The organism is Pseudoalteromonas sp. KS88 (genome assembly GCF_004766475.1).
In the GTDB taxonomy this organism is placed as follows: domain Bacteria; phylum Pseudomonadota; class Gammaproteobacteria; order Enterobacterales; family Alteromonadaceae; genus Pseudoalteromonas.
The window spans coordinates 74,117-90,172 of the sequence record NZ_PYHV01000023.1 but is presented as its reverse complement, the minus strand read 5'-3'; the positions used below and the strand labels follow the sequence as shown (position 1 = coordinate 90,172).

Sequence of the window (16,056 nt, the reverse complement as noted above, 5' to 3'; positions counted from 1 at the left end):
CATGAAATCTGCGCCTAAAAAAACAAAACTTCATCCTCGTAATCGCCATAACCAAGGATATGACTTTGCGCTTTTAACACACAATGAGCCTGCACTATCCCCTTACTTAGTTGAAACACCTTCAGGTCAAAAAAGTATCGACTTTAGTGACAACAAAGCAGTTAAAACGCTCAATCAAGCTCTATTAAAAAGCTATTATAATGTTAATTTCTGGGACCTACCGGCGCATAACCTGTGCCCACCAATACCTGGTCGTGTCGATTATATACACTACCTCGCTGATTTAATTGCAGATGATAATAACGGCGTGATCCCTACAGGAAAACAAGTAAAAGTTTTAGATATTGGTACTGGCGCTAGTTTAGTTTACCCGCTTACAGGCAGTGCTGAGTATAATTGGGCATTTACAGGCACAGACATTGACCCCGTTTCAGTTAAACTAGCAAAGCAGCTAGCGCAATTTAATAACCGCAAAATAAGTATTAAATTACAAAATAATCCTAAACACATTTTTCATGATGTCATTAACGCTAAAGATTTATTTCATTTAACACTGTGCAACCCGCCTTTTCATGCAAATGAGCAAGCAGCATCACAGGGCAGCGAACGCAAATGGCGTAACCTTGGCAAAGCCCCTAAATCAACGCTCAATTTTGGTGGCCAAAATAATGAACTTTGGTGTGAAGGCGGCGAAGTACAATTTATATCAACGATGATCAACGAAAGTGCTGATTTTTCAGAGCAATGTTTGTGGTTTACCTCTTTGGTATCAAAGAAAGAATCCCTAACAGCTTTACAGAAAATATTAAGCCAGCATCCAGTGGCCGATGTTAAAGTAATCGACATGGCTCAGGGGCAAAAAGTAAGCCGTTTTTTAGCGTGGTCTTACTTTGATAAATCAACACGCGAAGAAATATGCCAAACGTTAAGCTAAAGCAACGATAAGGAACTTAACAATGATCGACTTTCGTTCAGACACGGTAACCCAACCTTGTGATGCAATGCGCCAAACTATGAAAAATGCCCCACTAGGTGATGATGTTTATGGCGATGATCCCAGTGTCAACGCACTTGAAAATTACGCCGCGCAAAAACACGGATTTGCCAATGCATTATTTTGTAGTTCAGGCACTCAGGCCAACTTATTAGCCTTAATGGCACATTGTGAACGTGGAGATGAATATATATGCGGCCAACGTGCCCATAACTATAAGTTTGAAGGCGGTGGCGCTGCTGTTCTTGGCTCAATTCAACCTCAACCTATCGAAAACGAAGCCGATGGCAGCCTGTGCTTAAACAAAGTAAAAGCGGCGATTAAGGCTGATGATTTTCACTTTGCTAAAACCAAATTAATCAGCCTTGAGAATACCATTGGTGGCCAAGTTCTCTCTCTTGAATACCTTAACGAGGCGCGTGGGTTTGTAGACGAGCATAACCTTGCGCTGCATCTAGACGGCGCAAGAGTGTATAATGCAGCGGCTAAACTAGGCGTCGATATTACATGCATAACGAACCATTTCGATTCAGTATCTGTGTGTTTGTCTAAAGGGCTTGGCGCGCCTGTGGGCTCGGTGCTGCTTGGCAGCGAATCACTTATTGCTAAAGCACGCCGTTGGCGTAAAGTGCTTGGTGGTGGTATGCGCCAAGCAGGTATGCTCGCAGCGGCTGGGCAGTATGCGCTTGAACACAACACAAAGCGCTTAGCCGATGATCATGACAATGCTCAGTATTTAGCTACGCAACTCAATACTCTGAGCGGTTTTAATGTCGCACTTAGCACAGTTGAAACAAATATCGTTTATGCTCATGTCGATAATGAGATTGACCTAACGGCTATTAGTCAACGCTTAGCAACTCAAAATATATTGTTTTCACCCGGTGCACCGCTTCGTTTAGTGACACACTTGGGTATCACTAAAGAATCCATCGATACATTTATACAGGCATTAACGGCTGAGATTTAACGCCGCTTTGTAATGTTTGCGGCAAACCGAGACATATCGGTCATTGCCGCCAATTTCCACTTGATTACCATCAGCAATCGCTTGACCATTTTCATCTGTGCGCAGAACATGGTTTGCTTTTCGGCCACAATGACACACGGTTTTAAGTTCGATTAATTTATCGGCCCAGGCCAATAAATATTGTGAACCAATAAAAAGCTCACCCCTAAAGTCATTACGCAAGCCATAGCACAACACAGGAATACCCAGCTCATCAACCACATCCGTTAATTGTAAAACCTGCTCTTTTGATAAAAACTGACTCTCATCGACTAAAACACAATGGCGTTTTAGCTCAGTATTGAGGCTTTTTATCAATTCAAATACATCTTTATCTGCATCAAAAATATGCGCGTCAGCTTGCAACCCTATACGTGACGACACTTTGCCCACTCCAGCCCTATCATCAATAGCTGCTGTTAATATCACAGGCTCCATGCCTCTTTCACGATAATTAAATGCCGATTGAAGTAATGTGGTTGATTTACCTGCATTCATTGCAGAGTAATAAAAATACAGCTGAGCCATTTAATTACCTTGAACTGAAATCCAAAAAAAGAGCGAGTATGCTAGCGCATATTCGCTCTTTCATCACCTTTTATATGTCACCTTAAACAAAACCTGTTGTTAATTGGCTTTTTGAAGTCTCGTTAATTAAGCAATATGCCTTCGTGTTTTAATAGCCACTGTTTACGCTCTAGCCCACCAGCATAACCGGTTAATTTTCCACTGGCGCCGATAATACGATGACACGGAACGATAATACTGATTGGATTTTTGCCATTTGCAGCGCCAACGGCTCTAACAGCTTTAGGGTTATTTAATGCAATTGCGATATCACTATAGCTTTGCGTTTTCCCATAAGGCACTGCTATTAACGCTTGCCAAACAGCTTGTTGAAACTTGGTGCCTTGGGTATCCAAACTTAATGAAAAACTCTGTCGTTGTTTATTAAAATACTGCTCGAGTTGCTTGGCACATTCAATAATATGAAGGTTAGTAACTTGCTCAATACTTGTTTCAGGGTATTGAGTGGGTGGATAAAAACCAACATAACTCACACCTTTGTTTGTTGCTTGAATAATGACATTATCAAGCGGGCTCATTATCTGCGTTTGAATAGTGTGTGGTGTTGTATTCATATAAGTTGTTGCCATAGTTGAAAAGTTAAATAACTACGAAATGGTGAACATGCCCCGCTCTCAAAAGCTGAGGCATTTGCTTGCGCTTTTTTAACACCTAAATCACCATCAAGTAAGATGTCTGGCTGACTTTGCCCCCGTAACTTAGCGTAATTAACCGTCCACGGGCCGATACCTTTTAGTGCCAGCCATTGATCTAAGTCCGTACAATGCGGATGTTGTTGGCAAAAGCTAGCTAAGTTAATCAATGCATTTTTACGCGCCTGCGGCATTTTAAAAAAGCTCAATTCACTGCTAGCTACCGCTGAGGGTGTAGGGAAATAAATACGCGCTTGGTCTTTTTCACCTAATTCATTAACTAACTGCGAGACTAAGTTATGGGCAGCAGTCACGCTAACTTGCTGCCCTAACACTGCCCGCATCCCTGCTTCAAAAGCAGACCAAATACCCGGTAAGCGTAAGCCCTCCGTCAACTTAAAAGCGCCGTGAACATGGGTTTTCAAATGTTGTTCTATCAAAGCAGTATCTGCATCTAAATCAAGTACACGGCGTATATTGGCCAATATAGGATGCAAAAAGCGGGGATCACTTATGTCTATTTCCACTGAAAAATAATGCTTATCTTTTACAATTGTGGCCGTAAACTGACCATGGTATTGCTCAGTCTTAAAACTACGGCCATAGCTAATGTCGGATAACCACTCAATCGGTGCAATCAATCTTTTTGCTAAAAATTGCTGTAATGCTAACCAATTATAAGGCGGCCTAAAAGGCAGCTTTAGCGTTATTTTGCTGGTATTAGGCTTAGACTTGGTGCGCATTTTACTCGGGCATATGTGTAGCTGCTGTAAAAATGCATCATTAAAACGACGAATACTGTTAAAACCCGCTGCGAAGGCTATCTCAGAGACAGGCAAGCTGGTTTCTTGCAGTAACTTTTTAGCAAAATGGCATTGATTAAATAAACGATATTGAGTAACTGAAATACCAAAATGTTGATCAAATAAACGGCGTAAGTAACGACTGGTGATCCCTAAACGTTCAGCCAATTGTTCACAACTTTGCGGCTGGCTAAAATTACTATCAATGAGAGCTTTTGCCCGCAAAGCTGTGGTTTGTGTGCCTTGCCACGCGCTACTGCCTGGCGCACTGTCGGGTCTACAACGAATACAAGGCCTAAAACCAGCGAGTGCCGCACTATGAGCGTACTGAAAATACTCTACGTTATGTTCTTTTGCGGTTGGGGCGGGACATATAGGCCGACAATAAATGCCAGTGCTTTTGACAGCAATAAAAAACAGCCCATCAAAACGATGATCACGACTTTGACGGGCGCGTTGCCAATGGCTGGTATCCATAAATTAATGCTCAAACTAACTGCGACTAACAACTAGCTTACGCGAAAAAACACAGTTTACTAGCCGTTTTCGGCACTCAACCCTTAAATTGCAGCAAGGAAGCGACGCTGCACCTCGGCCCAATTAATGACATTATAAAATGCGGCAATGTATTCAGGCCGACGATTTTGATATTTCAAATAATATGCATGTTCCCACACATCTAGTGCTAATATAGGCGTATTGCCTTCCATTAAAGGGCTGTCTTGATTCAAGCTGCTCTGAACCACTAGTTCTTTGTTTGCATTAACACATAACCACGCCCAACCACTGCCAAAACGACTGACAGCTGCATTGGTGAACTGCGTTTTGAAACTATCAAAATCATTAAATGCACTATTAATTGCCTGAGCCAATTCGCCTTGTGGCTCGCCTCCCCCATCGGGGCTCATAACAGTCCAAAACAATGAATGATTATTATGACCACCAACATGCTCTTGCACCGCTTTTTGTAATGACTCTGGAAGTGTCGTTATTTTACGTAATAATGTTGCTGTGTCTTGCTCCGCGTAATACGTCCCTTCAAGTGCTGCATTGGCTTTATTTATATAGGTCTGGTGATGCAATGTATGGTGTATTTCCATGGTTTTAGCGTCAATATGAGGCTCTAGTGCATCGTACTCATAAGGTAATGGGGGTAGTGTATATGCCATGATTACTCCTTTAAGGCCTGTGGTTAATTGATCAATGCAAGGTTGCAGTTTGATCAGGTGAATAACTTAAAGTGTGATTAATTTTTTCAATCAGATGCGGGTGATTACTATGTAATTTAGCAAACTGCACTAGCTCTAAATGGGTTTTATAGTGGTGATGAACTACAACTGCGCGCACTGTATTGCACGGATGTTGAATCAAATTACTCAAAGTGAGGTGAACATCACACAGCCATTTACACGCTTGTTCACATTGATTCATTGCTCGGTAGGTGTCAGCTAAATTATGTGCTGCAACAACCAAGGCTGGGCAACAATGCTCTATAGCACCAATAACTGATTGGCATATTTTTGCGTGGCTAAATTGGTTTAAAAGGTGCGCCGCGAGTGTGTGCGCAGTGGTGTACTTATCGCGAGCTTCGAGTAAAGCACCACGTTCAAATGCATAATTACCAGCCATTATATTAGACTGCCAAGGGCTAAGCGCTTGATCGACTTGCGGTAAACCTTTGCTATCATTTAGTTGAGGGCGTGCCATTGGATCACCTGCACAAAGTTAAATTAGTGAGTTTAATCTACACACCAAAACAACTTAATGCAAATGATTTTTATTTATATTAGCTTTTACCTCTCTGCAAAATCAATTAACGCTTGCCCTGTTAATCGATAAATAATCCACTCATTTTGGGGCTCTGCACCCATGCTGTTATAAAAATCGATAGCTGGTTGATTCCAATCAAGCACCACCCATTCAAAACGCCCGCAATCTTTTGCGAGTGCTTGGCGTGCCAGATGTTGCATTATTAGCTTGCCAGCGCCTTTTCCGCGGCTATCAGGGCTGACATATAAATCTTCTAGGTACAGGCCATTTTTACCAAGCCAAGTTGAATAATTATAAAAATAAACGGCAAAGCCAATTGGCGTATCACCCTCTAAACAAATTACGCTGTGTGCTGTGGCATCATCACTAAACAATGTGTTTAAAATTGCCTGCTCATTAGTTTTTACCGCATCGGGTTCTTTTTCATACACTGCAAGTTCAGTGATAAAGTGCAAAATAGTGGCGGCATCGCTAGGGACCGCGTCTCTTAAAATAATATCAGTCATAAAATCTCTTTATTACTTTGGTTAATACTGCTCGAGTTTATCTTTGAGCGTTTGTAATTGAATGGGTTTAGCAAGGTAATCGTTCATTCCACTGGCTAAACACTGCTCTTTATCTTCATCCATTGCATTAGCCGTTAACGCTATAATGGTGATTTGTTGATGCTTACTACCAGCCTGCCCTGCTCGAATAGCACGAGTGGCATCAAAGCCATCCATAACTGGCATTTGGCAGTCCATTAAAATTAAATTAAACCGCCCTGCGGGTGCGCCTTGTAAAATGTCGAGCGCATGTTGACCATTTTCCGCTAAAGTGATTTCATAATTTAATTTACCTAACATTAACTTAGACACTTGTTGGTTAATTGGATTATCTTCAACCAATAAAATATGCAGTTTTTGATCATGAGGGCTTCGTAGTGATGAAATATAACTTGAGGTAACTAAAGGTAAATCAGTTGATCCGTTATCGTGAGCGATAACAGCCATGGCACTGATCAGATCTGCCGTAGTGATCGGCTTTGGAAAGTACGCTTGAAACCCTGCATCATTAAAGATCTGGACTCCTTCCATATCAGCAATACTGGTCATCATTACTAAAGGCATTGCTTTATAGTCAGCGTCAGCTTTTAGTATTCGGCATAACTCTAAGCCATCCATTTCTGGCATTTGCATATCTAACACAGCAATATCGTACATATTAAGTTTGTCTTCGAGGCGCTGTTTACATAGCTGAAGGGCTTGTGTTGCATTACAAGCGAGCTCCACTTTAGCGCCCCATTGTGCAAGCTGCTGACTTATCACAATACGATTGGTTTCGTTATCATCAACTACCAATATAGTGAGCTTACTTATATCAATAGTAGGTATGCTGCGTTCAGTTTCATTACCCGGCTCCAACATCACTGTTGCGGTAAACTGACAACCTTGTCCGTCTTCACTCACTAAAGTCACATCGCCACCCATCAGCTCACACAGCTGCTTGCTGATCGCCAATCCTAATCCAGTCCCACCATACTCACGAGTAGTCGACGCATCGACTTGTGAAAATGGGCTAAATAAATCTTTTTGCTTCGCTTTATCAATGCCAATTCCCGAATCTTTTACACTCATACTCAATTGATATTGTTTGTTAATCGCAGTAATTGAAGCTGTGATCACTATCTCACCTTTAGGCGTGAACTTAACGGCGTTACTGAGTAAATTTGTTAGCACTTGGCGAATTCGCCCCGGATCGCCTCTAAAGTGACTTGGCACAACCGCAACCAAATCCAGAATAATTTCGATACCTTTATCTTGTGCAGCAAGCGCTTGAGATTCTGCAACCTCTCCAAGTAAGTTACACACATTAAAGTTAATGCTTTCAAGCTCGATTTTTCCAGCTTCGACTTTTGAGAAGTCTAAAATGTCATTAATCACCGATAAGAGCGCATGTGCACTATTTTTAGCGATTGCCACTTTTGTTTGCACAGGTTTAGACAATGTTTCGAGTCCTATCAGCTCTAACATTCCCAACACTCCATTCATTGGGGTGCGTATTTCATGGCTCATGGTCGCTAAAAACTGACTTTTTGCGGTGGCAGCGTCATTCGCTTTAACCAGGGCAACTTTTAATTCTTCCGCTGTTTTTTTACGATTTTGCGACATCAACACACTGCCAACCAAAGTAGCTAACGATCGTAAATAAGTTTCTTCGTTTTGACTCCAAGTACGATACTCGCCAACGCTTTCAGCGCATAACACGCCTAAAATCCCTTCACCAGTGGAGATCACCGCATCAAGCATAGAGTTGACATTCAAATCTGCAATATAGTTATGAATAAACTCAACTGTCGCAGGATGGTTATAAACATCATCTATTGCAACTAAGCCTTGTTCAAATATCGTTTGGTAATAAATTGGAAAATCGCTGGCTTTTAGAACTAACGATTGTTCAACAAATCCTTGTTGCTCTATAAACAAACTCATGCAATGCATTTCATCATTAAGTTCATCAAACAACCACACCGAGGCCCGTTGCACGCCTAATACTTCGCACATAGACTGCGCAACTAAGCTTTTCACCTCATCAAAATTACCCGCTAATACTTCCTGCGAAACCGTTAAACTTGCTAAGTTTTTATTATATTGATTGGCTTTTTTACTTTCCAACTCAAGGTGTTTATAAACATCAATATTTTGAAATGAGCCATAGACACGGATGCACCGGCCGTCTTTAAACTCAGCTTGGCCAATTGATTTAACCCAACATGTATTTCCAAGTGCAGTAACAATAATAGATTCGACTTCCCAATTACTGCCGTAGTTAACTGCCTCTGAAAATAGCTGAGTGATCTTTTCGCGGTGTTCACCATGTTGATAAAAATCGAGCGCCGTAGAAACAACAGGTTGATAATCTTTGTCTACTTCATGAATTGCCTTAACTTCGTCAGACCAATACATTGCGTTAGTCTCTAAATCTACTTCCCACGCTCCTATTTGACCTTGCTTACTCATGGCTTCAAGCAGACTTTGCTGACGATAGAGTTGCGACTGAGCATGATATCGATCAGTAATATCATGAAGAAAACCATCTAAATATAATAACTTACCTGCCTGATCATACACGGCTTGACCTTTTTCATGCACCCAATGGATACTGCCGTCAACACCAACCAAGCGGTATTCTAATGACCACGGTTGATTTGCACTTATATCGATTTTCACCTTTTCAGCGACACTAGCCACATCATCTGGATGGATCAATTCAACAAAACTAAGCTTACAATTATCAACTAAATCGGTTGCTTCATAGCCAGTGATGAGCTTTATTTGCTCACTCAGATAAAGCATGCTCCATTGTTCATCATATTTACGACGATAAACAATGCCTGGAATATTACCAACTAAAGATGCAAATCGATCGCGACTTAATTGCAATTGCGCTTCTGTTTCTTTTCGCTCTGTAATATCAAGGTGAGTTCCTATCATCCGTTTTGCAGAGCCATCACTGTTATGTTCAACGACTCGACCAGTCGTTAGCACCCACACCCAATGCCCTAATCGGTGTCGCATGCGTACTTCGCATACATAATAGTCACTCTCACCATTAAAATGCTGCTCTAAAAGTTTCCCTGAAGTAATTAAATCATCAGGGTGAGTGTACTTTTGCCACGTTTTAAAATCGGTTGCATGCAGCTCATCTAATGTATAACCGATAATACTCGCCCAACGGTTATTAAAATAGGCTTTGCCGGTATCAACATACCAATCCCATATACCTACAGCCGTGCTATCAAGCACTAATTGTAATTGCGTTTTATGCTGCTCTAGATCTAGCTCTTGTTGCTTTAAATCAGTAATATCTGTACGAATAGCGATATAACTTTGCGGCCTTCCATGTTCATCTAAAAATGGTGCGACTGTGGTGTCAACCCAATAAAAAGCGCCATTTTTCTTCTTATTACAGATTTGCGCACGCCAAACTTTGCCCTGCTTTAGGGCTTTGTACATACTTTTAAAAAACGCTTTCGGATGGACGCCGGAACTTAACAAACGGTGATTTTGACCGATTAACTCGGACTCAGCGTAGCCACTTATTTCGCAAAACTTGCGATTCACAAACGTGATAGTTCCTTTAATATCCGTTACAGCCACAATCGCATGCTCATCGAGGGCACTTTTTTGTTCTGCTAATTGTTTTAAGGCCAGTCGCAGTGCTGAGCTTTGTTGTTCGAGCCGTACTTGTTGCTGGACTTTGCCGCTAACTAAATGTTCAAGGTCAATCGATAGCTGATGCAATTCACAGCTATCATGCAGAATAGGAATATGGGCGCGCTCACCTTTCGTAATTTCGGCACTGGCATTGGCAAGGCTTATGAGGGGGCGAGATAAGCGCCGCCCAAACCACCAAGATAAAAGTAAAACCACAACAAATGTCAAAGCATTGGCAAGCACAGCAACAAACTTATAGTCACTGGCACTTTGCAACATGGCAGCTGCAGGTTTTTCCACCAATAACTGCCAACCTTTTGCGTTGGCAAAATTCAAGTCAGTTAAAATTGCATAATGTAATGTGTTATTAGCTTTTTGATATGTAAACACTTGCTCAGTATTTATCGAGTTAGTATAAAAATCAGCCATAGGCAATAAATTAGGGGATAACTCAGCACCGGTTATTTCACCACTTTTAACAATAAAAAACGTCAGCTCTTTGTTATCGTTATCGATATGCTCTAAATTGTCGAGTAAACCTTGAAAGTTAACTTCCACTATGATTATTGCGTGTAAACCACGCGTTTTATCTACCATCGGTACCGCTACAAAGTGATGTGGCTCTTTCCCTATTGAAGAAATGAATACACTTTGTTGTCCTTGCTCTATGGCGGCCAACATTTCGATTAATTGGTCACGCTGTAAAGCAGCAAACGCACCGTTGTTAACTGGGTTTGGGGTGTTTAAGGGATTGAAAATAATATGGATTTCATCGACAAAATCATAGTTAGCAACAAACTTATCCATCAACAGTTGTTTATTAAGCTGGCTATGACTGATTTGATCATTAAGTAAATGTAAATCTTTAATGTGGTCAGCAAACCAAATATTGGCAAATTGCCTACCAATGCTACTTAATTCACCAAGTTCTACTTGAGCATTTTTTTCAAGGGAGTTGCTTACATGTTGCAAACTAAACCAAGACATTAAAAATAATGGAGCAAGTGCAACCACAATAAAAGTGACAATCAATTTCGTTCGTATAGATTGCCCTTTATTCATAATCAGGTTATTTAGCATTATGTTCCCACTACCAATGTTTAATCACTTTTGCAAACTTTCGCTTTATAATAATGCATTATATAACACAAGACGCAAGTTTGAGCGTCTTGTGTTAGGTTATTCAATAAACCTATTTACTGTCGTTATTGCTCCGATAGAACTGCTGACTAAATTTTGTATAAAGCACTGGCAATACAAATAAAGTCAAAAATGTTGCCGTGAATAAACCGCCTACAATTACCGTTGCCAATGGCTTTTGGATTTCAGCGCCAATGCCGGTTGATAGTAACATCGGGATCAAACCAAGTGCTGAGGTTAATGCCGTCATCAGTACGGGTCGTAATCGCGATAATGCGCCATTAAATGCAGCGGTATCTAAACTATCACCGCTTTTCACACGGTTATTTATACTCTCAACCATAACCACTCCGTTGAGTACCGCTACCCCAAACAAGGTAATAAAACCGACTGAACTGGGAACTGATAAATATTGGCCTGATACATACAGTGCAATCACACCACCGATCACAGCTAATGGCACATTTACTAGAATAAGCATAGCTTGGCCTATTGAGCCAAATGCAAAATAAAGCAACAGTGCGATTAACGCTAAAGAGATAGGTACCACGATTGATAAACGCTGTTGAGCTCGTTGTTGGTTTTCAAACTGGCCGCCAATACTTATGCCATAACCTGCTGGTAAATCGACTTGCTCAGTAATCGCAGCTCGTATATCTGCAACCACAGAGCCCATATCGCGCCCTTGAACATTGGCTTGGATCACTAATCGGCGCTGTACATCGTCACGGCGTACTTGTGGTGGGCCAGATTCAATATTAACCGTTGCCACATCGCCAACTCTAACCAATGCACCAGTCGGTGATGATAAGCGTAAATCTGCAATGGCTTCAGGGCTGTCACGAAACTCAGCGCCAATGCGAACATAAATATCATAACGCTCATTGGCATTAATAATTTGCCCTGCCGCTGTACCGCCAATACCATGTTGAACAATGGTCATTAAATCACCCACCGATAACCCATAGCGAGAAAGCGCTAAGCGATTTGGTTTGATCACTAATTGTGCCTCACCGGCGATTTGCTCCATTGCCACATCTTTTGCGCCAGCTACACCTTTTACAGCTTGTTCAATAGCTTGACCTTTACTGACCAACACAGCTAAATCAGCACCAAACAGCTTAATCGCCAACTGCGCTTTTACCCCAGACAATAACTCATCCACCCGCGTGGCTATCGGCTGTGAAAAATTAAATAATAAACCCGGAAATTGCTCTAGTTTTGTTTCCATTAACACTTGCAGTTGGGAGCGGTTGTCAGCAGATTGCCACTCACTTACGGGTTTTAAGCCTAAGTATATTTCAATATTATTGACTGGCTCTGGATCGCCACCTACTTCAGGGCGACCAACACGACTCAACGCATAGTCGACTTCTGGAAACTCAAGCAATATTGCTTCAAGCTTTGGTGCAACCGCCAATGCCGTATCTAAACTGGCAGACGGCGCCAAAGTTACTCGCAAATTAATGGTGCCCTCTTCAAGCTCTGGCACAAACTCGGTGCCTAACTGTGGCAATAACACGCCCGCAATTACCACCAGCACACCCGCTATACCAATCACGGTTTTACGCACATTCATTGCCCAGCCCAAACACAGCTTATAAGCTTTATCTAAAGGCGCTAGCACCACACTGCGTCTCAACGTGACGCCATTGGCAAATAAGTACACCGCTAATGCTGGCACAATCACCAACGCAACAATAACAGCCGCAATAATTGCTAACATTATACTGATTGCCATAGGCTGAAACAGCTTAGCTTCAACGCCTTCAAAGCTAAACAATGGCATAAATACCACTAAGATGATCAACGCCGCAAAGAATACCGGGCGGGCAACTTCTTGAGCAGCTAGCTTTATGCGCTCAACATTACTATGCGATTGAGTGCTTGGCTGCGTTAAATGACGAAAGATATTTTCTACCATTACCACCGAGCCATCGACTAACATACCGATCGCAACAGCAATCCCGCCCAATGACATTAAATTTGCAGAGAGCCCAAACCACGCCATCACACAAAGTGCTAAGCCAATTGAAATTGGGATCGATAATAAAACCAATAATGTAGCTCTCAGATTCATTAAAAATAATGCCAACACCACCACAATAAACACAAATGCCAACAACAACGCATCAACAACCGTATTGACCGCTTTGGTGATCAGATCAGCTTGATCGTACAAAGGCTCAAATGTCACACCATCAGGTAATGCTTGATTAATTAATTGAATACGCGAGGTTATGCCATCAATGGTCTGTTTTGTATTAGCACCAATACGCTTTAACACCACACCTGTTACCACTTCACCTAGAGAAGTAATATTACCTTGTGCATCTTTAACACTCATGGTTGCCGCACCTTGGCGGATTTCGCTGCCTAATGACACCTCAGCCACATCAGCAATAGTAACAACTGTGCCACTAATGGTTTTCAGCGGCGTTTGCGCAATTTCTTGTAACCCCGGTTTGCCCGCATTAAACCAGCCAGTACCTCGGATCACCAATTGTTCTTGGCCGCGATTCATATACCAGCCACCCACATTGGTGTTATTTTCTTCAAGTGCGGTCACGACTTGCTGCTGATCTAATTGATAAGCAAGTAACTTATTTGGGTTGAGGTTAACTTGATATTGACGAACATCACCACCAAACGACAGTACTTCTGTTACGCCATCAACAGGTAAAATGAGTAGTTTTACAATCCAATCGTTTAGGCTACGCAGCGCCATGCTATCAAGCCCAGACTCAGGAGATGCCGCCAATAAGTATTGATACACTTGGCCAAGCCCTGACGTGTTCGGTCCCATTTCTGGCAAGCCAATTCCTTCTGGGATCAACTCTTTAGCCGCTTGCAGACGTTCAAACACGAGTTGCCGCGCAAAATAAATATCCACCCCTTCTTTGAACACCACCGTTACGCCAGATAAGCCTGTTTTTGAAATCGACCTAACTTGGTCGACATCGGGTAACGCATACATAACCGCTTCAATGGGATAGGTGATAAGTTGCTCAACTTCAACGGCAGCTAAACCTGGCGCTTCTGTATTAATTGCAACTTGTACATTGGTTACATCAGGAAACGCATCTAAATTCAATTTAGGGATCGCAATAGCGCTTATCGCAGCAACCACGCAAAGCGCTAAAAAAACCAGTAATCGATTGCCGACAGCAGCATTAACTATTTTATTAAACATACTCGTCGCTCCTAATGGTTATGCGGATCGAAGCCGCCTTTGGCTTGCTCTGATGCAACAAAAAAAGCGCCTTGTGTGACGATGCGAGTTCCTTCTGCTATCCCTCTAATTTCTTGCAAGCCAACAAACTTAACCCCGAGCTCGACCTCTTTTTCTACAAATTCTTCATTGTCATTAACGGTAAATACAGCCCAGTCACCATCTTTGGTTCTTACCAAAGCTTGCTGCGGCACAGCTAAAACTTGCTCTGTTGTTGGAAACGAAAAATAAACATCGCTAAACATACCTGGGTGAAGTTGATGCTGTTCATTAGCGACATTTAACCTGACAACTCTAGAGCGAGTCACTTGATTGATAGTGTGCGCCTCTTGCGAGACCGTTGCAGGATAGTGTTTTGAATTAACCTTAATTTGTACGATGGCCCCTTTAGCAATTTTTACAGTTTGATTCGCTGATAACTGCGCTTCTACCCACAAATTACTTTCATCTGCAATCAACATTAACTCAACACCCGAATCAACACGTTGGCCTTGAGCAAAATTATCACTCAAAATTGCACCAGAAGTTTGTGCGTACAACGTATATTCACCAAGTTTATTAGGTGGAGTATTTATTGACTGCTCAATATCTTTACTTATCAAACCATACGCTGCCAATTGGCTATAAGCGACTTCATACTCAGCCTGCGCGGTTAAGTAATCTTTTTCACTCACAGTACCCGATGTCATCTTTTTTAAGCGTTGCCACTGTGCTTGTGCTAGTCGATAGTTCGTTTGTGCAGTGGCAACATCAGCGCTAAATAGGGTTATTAAAGGAGCATCTTTTTCTATATGCTGACCTAAAGTAGCGTGACGCTTTACAACAATTGAATCGACCCGTGGTGACAATAAATAACTCGTGTACCCGTTTGCTTTAATTTCTCCCGGCGCATATATCTGAGAGTGATAAAACTGTTTTGTAAGTGGAGCTATTTTGATATCTGCTAGAGTCATTTGCGTAGGGGTTAAACTAAGCCCTACCTTTTGCTCCTCGGTGACGTGTGGTTCGCTTTCATCATGTTGATGCTGCTCATTTTGCGCCGCTTGAATAGAAACACTTAAAATAAGCGCGCTAAGGTAAAAAAACTTCATAATGCAATTCCCATAAACTAAGAATCTATCGCTGATTTAAAAGCATACAAACCAGTCTTCTTCGCATAATACATATACAATGTATGACTTAGCGTTAAGACAAGCTAATACAGACTTTTAAAGCGTTAATTAATTCTCAAACTAATAAATTAATAGCCAAGAGGCTAAACAGTGTTAACTTATTAATGAAAGGATGGGAGGGCGTAAGTCAGGCACGATTAAACGTGAGCTGAGACGAATATCAGAGAGTTTTATTGTCTCACCTTCAATTGCAGAAACGGGGTAGTGCCATAAAGTGCTGAAATATACGGGCACATGACAAACATGACAATGACTGTCCTCAAGCGCATCAGATAAATCTGCGCTAAGCTGTTTATGCTCGCTTTGATGAAGGATATGATCGCCATTACTAGTGCAGTGTTTATCTAATTCAGATTGCTGCTGTAAAATAGAAGAAGTCTGTTTAATAGCACCGTTATAATCAGCGACGTCAAAGCTATCCAACATAGGTTGGAGTAACATAAAGGCTAATAATAACACCACTGAATGCTTCAAATAAATTACCTTAGTAAACGGATCGACTAAATAATAACAGATCTTA

Annotated in this window: 12 protein-coding genes; 2 read left to right on the top strand and 10 right to left on the bottom strand. The window is 41.7% G+C overall.

The window, feature by feature from the left end; translation table 11 throughout:
- Position 1: 1 nt before the first annotated feature.
- Both rlmF and ltaE read left to right on the top strand, forming a co-directional pair.
- On the top strand, positions 2–934 hold the full coding sequence (gene rlmF / locus C7Y70_RS15595) for a 23S rRNA (adenine(1618)-N(6))-methyltransferase RlmF (RefSeq protein ID WP_099296982.1): 933 nt from the start codon (positions 2–4) through the stop codon (positions 932–934).
- Positions 935–956: 22 nt separating this feature from the next.
- Positions 957–1,964 carry a low-specificity L-threonine aldolase gene (gene ltaE / locus C7Y70_RS15590; protein WP_135475721.1) on the top strand — a complete coding sequence of 336 codons (1,008 nt, stop codon included), beginning with the start codon at positions 957–959 and terminating at the stop codon, positions 1,962–1,964.
- Here the strand turns inward: ltaE and C7Y70_RS15585 are convergent.
- The 10 genes from C7Y70_RS15585 to C7Y70_RS15540 all read right to left on the bottom strand — a co-directional run bounded on the left by C7Y70_RS15585 (position 1,947) and on the right by C7Y70_RS15540 (position 16,010).
- The gene (locus C7Y70_RS15585) at positions 1,947–2,531 is read right to left on the bottom strand and encodes a thymidine kinase (RefSeq protein ID WP_099296984.1); all 585 of its coding nucleotides are present in this window, start codon (positions 2,529–2,531) and stop codon (positions 1,947–1,949) included. The genes ltaE and C7Y70_RS15585 overlap by 18 nt on opposite strands.
- Before the next feature lie 122 nt (positions 2,532–2,653).
- Entirely contained in the window at positions 2,654–3,145 is a 492-nt protein-coding gene (locus C7Y70_RS15580; protein ID WP_245321559.1) for a methylated-DNA--[protein]-cysteine S-methyltransferase, read from the bottom strand.
- Positions 3,142–4,503: an AlkA N-terminal domain-containing protein gene (locus C7Y70_RS15575; RefSeq protein WP_099296985.1), complete on the bottom strand. Its 1,362-nt coding sequence runs from the start codon at positions 4,501–4,503 to the stop codon at positions 3,142–3,144. Before C7Y70_RS15575 ends, C7Y70_RS15580 begins: the two co-directional genes overlap by 4 nt.
- 83 nt (positions 4,504–4,586) lie before the next feature.
- A complete protein-coding gene (locus C7Y70_RS15570) occupies positions 4,587–5,195 on the bottom strand; it encodes a superoxide dismutase (protein ID WP_135475719.1) in 609 nt (202 codons plus the stop codon).
- A gap of 31 nt (positions 5,196–5,226) precedes the next feature.
- Entirely contained in the window at positions 5,227–5,733 is a 507-nt protein-coding gene (locus C7Y70_RS15565; protein WP_135475717.1) for a hypothetical protein, read from the bottom strand.
- A gap of 86 nt (positions 5,734–5,819) precedes the next feature.
- Complete coding sequence (locus C7Y70_RS15560) at positions 5,820–6,302, bottom strand: GNAT family N-acetyltransferase (protein ID WP_135475715.1); 483 nt, start codon at positions 6,300–6,302, stop codon at positions 5,820–5,822.
- A gap of 21 nt (positions 6,303–6,323) precedes the next feature.
- On the bottom strand, positions 6,324–11,072 hold the full coding sequence (locus tag C7Y70_RS15555) for a PAS domain-containing protein (protein WP_135475713.1): 4,749 nt from the start codon (positions 11,070–11,072) through the stop codon (positions 6,324–6,326).
- Positions 11,073–11,184: 112 nt separating this feature from the next.
- Positions 11,185–14,325 carry a CusA/CzcA family heavy metal efflux RND transporter gene (locus C7Y70_RS15550; protein WP_135475711.1) on the bottom strand — a complete coding sequence of 1,047 codons (3,141 nt, stop codon included), beginning with the start codon at positions 14,323–14,325 and terminating at the stop codon, positions 11,185–11,187.
- 11 nt (positions 14,326–14,336) lie between these two features.
- Positions 14,337–15,455: an efflux RND transporter periplasmic adaptor subunit gene (locus C7Y70_RS15545; protein WP_135475709.1), complete on the bottom strand. Its 1,119-nt coding sequence runs from the start codon at positions 15,453–15,455 to the stop codon at positions 14,337–14,339.
- Positions 15,456–15,629: 174 nt separating this feature from the next.
- Entirely contained in the window at positions 15,630–16,010 is a 381-nt protein-coding gene (locus C7Y70_RS15540; RefSeq protein WP_135475708.1) for a hypothetical protein, read from the bottom strand.
- Positions 16,011–16,056 lie beyond the last annotated feature (46 nt).

Excerpts from the sequence above, each read along its gene's own strand:
- rlmF (WP_099296982.1), top strand. The coding sequence starts at position 2 with ATGAAATCTGCGCCTAAAAAAACAAAACTTCATCCTCGTAATCGCCAT.
- ltaE (WP_135475721.1), top strand. The coding sequence starts at position 957 with ATGATCGACTTTCGTTCAGACACGGTAACCCAACCTTGTGATGCAATG.
- C7Y70_RS15585 (WP_099296984.1), bottom strand. The coding sequence starts at position 2,531 with ATGGCTCAGCTGTATTTTTATTACTCTGCAATGAATGCAGGTAAATCA.
- C7Y70_RS15580 (WP_245321559.1), bottom strand. The coding sequence starts at position 3,145 with ATGAATACAACACCACACACTATTCAAACGCAGATAATGAGCCCGCTT.
- C7Y70_RS15575 (WP_099296985.1), bottom strand. The coding sequence starts at position 4,503 with ATGGATACCAGCCATTGGCAACGCGCCCGTCAAAGTCGTGATCATCGT.
- C7Y70_RS15570 (WP_135475719.1), bottom strand. The coding sequence starts at position 5,195 with ATGGCATATACACTACCCCCATTACCTTATGAGTACGATGCACTAGAG.
- C7Y70_RS15565 (WP_135475717.1), bottom strand. The coding sequence starts at position 5,733 with ATGGCACGCCCTCAACTAAATGATAGCAAAGGTTTACCGCAAGTCGAT.
- C7Y70_RS15560 (WP_135475715.1), bottom strand. The coding sequence starts at position 6,302 with ATGACTGATATTATTTTAAGAGACGCGGTCCCTAGCGATGCCGCCACT.
- C7Y70_RS15555 (WP_135475713.1), bottom strand. The coding sequence starts at position 11,072 with ATGCTAAATAACCTGATTATGAATAAAGGGCAATCTATACGAACGAAA.
- C7Y70_RS15550 (WP_135475711.1), bottom strand. The coding sequence starts at position 14,325 with ATGTTTAATAAAATAGTTAATGCTGCTGTCGGCAATCGATTACTGGTT.
- C7Y70_RS15545 (WP_135475709.1), bottom strand. The coding sequence starts at position 15,455 with ATGAAGTTTTTTTACCTTAGCGCGCTTATTTTAAGTGTTTCTATTCAA.